We start from the raw sequence: 3,281 nt of genomic DNA, 5'->3' as shown, positions 1-3,281 counted from the left end.
GCTTCCTAAGACTGGTGAGGAAAACTCATCATTGTCAATGGCATTTGGTGCTTTGTCGACTGCAACAGGTCTCGCCTTTCTTGCTAAACGTAAGAAAGACGAAGAAGAAAGTGAAGACTTCTAAGTTTTAGTAAGTTTAATCATTATCTTCTAGCGAGATAATCAAATATCCCCTATCGATTAGAGTGATTTCCTAATTGGTAGGGGATTTTTTTTAGTCGGATATTCTAAAAATACAAATAGTTTTAATAAGTCTTAGGGTTACCATTATTATCGTATTTTTAGGGGGCTGAAAGAAGTGATTAATTGCTAGAAAGCAATCTCGAAATGAGATTTTTTGCTTAATTTTATGATAAAATTTAAAGGAGTGTTTTAATCAAAAATAAATGGAGTTTATATGTTTTTTAGAAGGAATGAAGGTCAATATCGTGAAACCGATCGTGTGACACGCTTTAAATTGGTTAAGTCAGGGAAGCACTGGCTTCGTGCGGCGACGTCGAATTTTGGTCTTTTCAAGGTGTTTAGAGGGGGTGTGGATACACCGTCTGTTGCTGGCCAGCAGGTAGAGGTGGATGCACCTGCTTTTTCAGGTCAGACAGTGCTTAAGGGAGTGCTTGCAACGGGGGCCTTGTTAGGTGGTTCTGTTGTGACTCAAGTAGCTCATGCGGATGAAATGACTGATCAGCCGATTTTGGAAAGTGAAGCAGGAGCTAAGACTGATTTCTTGGCTACATCTGATTCCGTTGTTCTTGGAAATATGGAGTCTGTGTCCAGTGTTCAAGAGAGTCAAGTAAATAGTCAAGAGTCATCAGAAACTGCGTCAAGTCAGACTTCGGAGGCTTCTTTGAGTGAGTCTTTATCACGCAGCCAATCGGTTTCTGCTTCTGAATTAGCTTCAAGATCGACATCCTTGTCATTGAGTGCCTCGCTTTCTGCTTCCTTGTCAGCTTCATTAGCTTCTAAGTCGGAATCAGTAAGTCAGACGGATTCTTCTTCACATAGTCTGTCAGAGAGCGCAGCTGAAAAATCATCAGAGCATAGTACAAGTACATCTGTTCAGTCAGTTAGCAAGAGTGATAGTAGTAGCGACACTAAAGTAGGGATGTCCCTTGTCAGCTCAGAGTCAACCTTGTTAAACGCTTTCTTGACATCTGAAGTGCAAACGAATCTCAAATTATCTGATACGGCGACTGGGCTACTAGCTGCCTCGGTTGTGGCTGATGCTGAGCGTTTAGAACAAGAAAAACGTCTCAAGGATTTAGCCTTAGACATTTATACCTATAAAGCTCAAGCTGTTGATTTGCCAAATACGGATGTTGCTATTCTCAAGGGAGATAAAGCCTTGGGTGCCATTCGTGTCAGTCTGGCTGATCGTGATGGTGATGTAGCTCCTACGATTAGTCAGGCTCGTCAGGCTAGAAATAGTCTTGCCAATGCGGTGCTTCGTGCGACATCTGGTCAGCGTGATCCTCGTAATGGTTCTCGCATTGATGCTAATAGCAACCTTCGTGCACCCCAGTATAATTTAGGTCCGGCTAACAATGCCTTGATTTCTGTTTATAACTCTGACTACATCAATCATGCTTATAATGTTGTTGAAACCATTCCTACACGAAATAGTATTAAAAGCATTGGCTACGCTTCTGGTAGTGATCGTGTGAATGGGATCAACGTGCCTCAGACCTCTGCATTGAAAAATAGTGCAGTCGCCTTTAATATTGTGGGGACTGTTGGGCAGACAGAGGTCGTAACGCCTGGGAAAATTTATAATGTTTCTTTTGTAGTGACTAATACGGCTAAGCAGTCAGTGACACGTACGCTTCGTATTCAGGTTTTGCCACAAAATGATGGCATTCGAAACCCGATTACGGCTGTGACAACGGGGACTTATGTTAATGACACAAGTAATCTCGCTCAAGCCGAAAAAGATAAGGTTTGGGAGGCCTTTAAGACTGCTAACCCAAATATTGCCACTTCAAAGGACTTTAAATCTTATTCGGTTTCAGCATCTGGTGTGGTGACCATTACTTATAAAGATAACACCACAAATGATGTGACGGCTCCAGTGAAACGACTTGCAGCACCAACGGTTGAAACGAGATTATTAGACAAGGCTTACACGCAGACACCTGTAACGGTGACAGGAGCTGAGCCAGGTTCTACAGTCGTTCTATACAATAATGACGACGAAGTGGGAACAGCAGTGGCAGATGCTTCGGGTCAAGCGATTGTGACGCCGACAGTTAAGTTACAAACAGGTGGTGTAACAGCCAAAGCTCGCATCATGTATGATGATTATGCGGTATACTCAGATGCCAGCAATTCCGTGGCTGTAACGGACGGAACTCGTCCTGAAGTGACTGCCAAGTTGACTGTCGATGGTGTGGAACCTAAGTCTACGCCTCTCGAAGGTGGTGGGAAAAACTATACCATCTATGCTGGTGATGATGCTGTTTTGACTTTCACGGCTACAGATGACAGTGGCAAACTTAAAGAAATGAAAGTCGTTGCAAGAGCCGATTTGAATGACAATGCCTTGAACGGAAATTTCTTTGGTAGTAGCCAGTATGGAACAGGTAATGTTGCACCGATTACGGGAGATATCACAGCAACGAGTGACAATCCTGCAACCATCACAGCGACCATTCATTTGAAAGATGATCTTTACCATTCCTTCCGAAACACATGGCAACGTAATGTTGCTGCTATCGACAATGCATCAAATATGAACCGTCCAAATGGCTTGGGTGAGATTCGTATTGCTCAGGGACGCTTAGCAGATCGTACGCCGGGTGTGGCACCGACAAGCACTATTCAGGTGACCAGCCTGACTGCATTAACAGATGCAGATAAAAGCAAGATTATTGCGGCTGTGTCGTCCTTGAATCCAGAGGTTGCCAACCGTATTAAGTCTTATACGGTTAATAGCGATGGAACGGTAACGATTACTTATAAAGACAGTACGACGAATGTTGTGACGGTGAAATTGTCGGATAGTGATCACAGCCAGTCAGTGTCGCAAAGTGCCAGTCAGTCTAAGCAGGAATCAATTTCTCAAAGTCGAAGTGAGTCCGTTAAGCAGTCTGCATCGACCAGCCTTTCATTGAGCACGGTTGCTTCAAAAAGTGTCTCAAGTTCCTTGAGTTTATCAGCACAACAGAGTGTTTCAAAATCACAAAGCCAATCTGCTTCAACGAGTGCGTCATTGAGTGTCGTGAAGTCACAAAGTATCTCAAGTTCCTTGAGTTTATCAGCTCAACAGAGTGTTTCAAAATCACAAA

2 protein-coding genes are annotated in these 3,281 nt (G+C 43.3%); both read left to right on the top strand.

The window, feature by feature from the left end; all coding sequences use genetic code 11:
* On the top strand, window positions 1-124 hold a 124-nt coding region (locus AX662_RS06300), incomplete at its 5' end, for an LPXTG cell wall anchor domain-containing protein (RefSeq protein WP_156430698.1).
* 273 nt (window positions 125-397) lie between these two features.
* Window positions 398-3,281 (top strand): accessory Sec-dependent serine-rich glycoprotein adhesin (locus tag AX662_RS06295; protein WP_156430697.1); only part of this gene is annotated, 2,884 nt, incomplete at its 3' end.

This window comes from Streptococcus sp. CCH5-D3, assembly GCF_001556435.1.
Taxonomy (GTDB): Bacteria; Bacillota; Bacilli; order Lactobacillales; family Streptococcaceae; genus Streptococcus.
The sequence above is the reverse complement of the archived record's forward strand: the minus strand, read 5'-3'. Positions and strand labels throughout refer to the sequence as shown.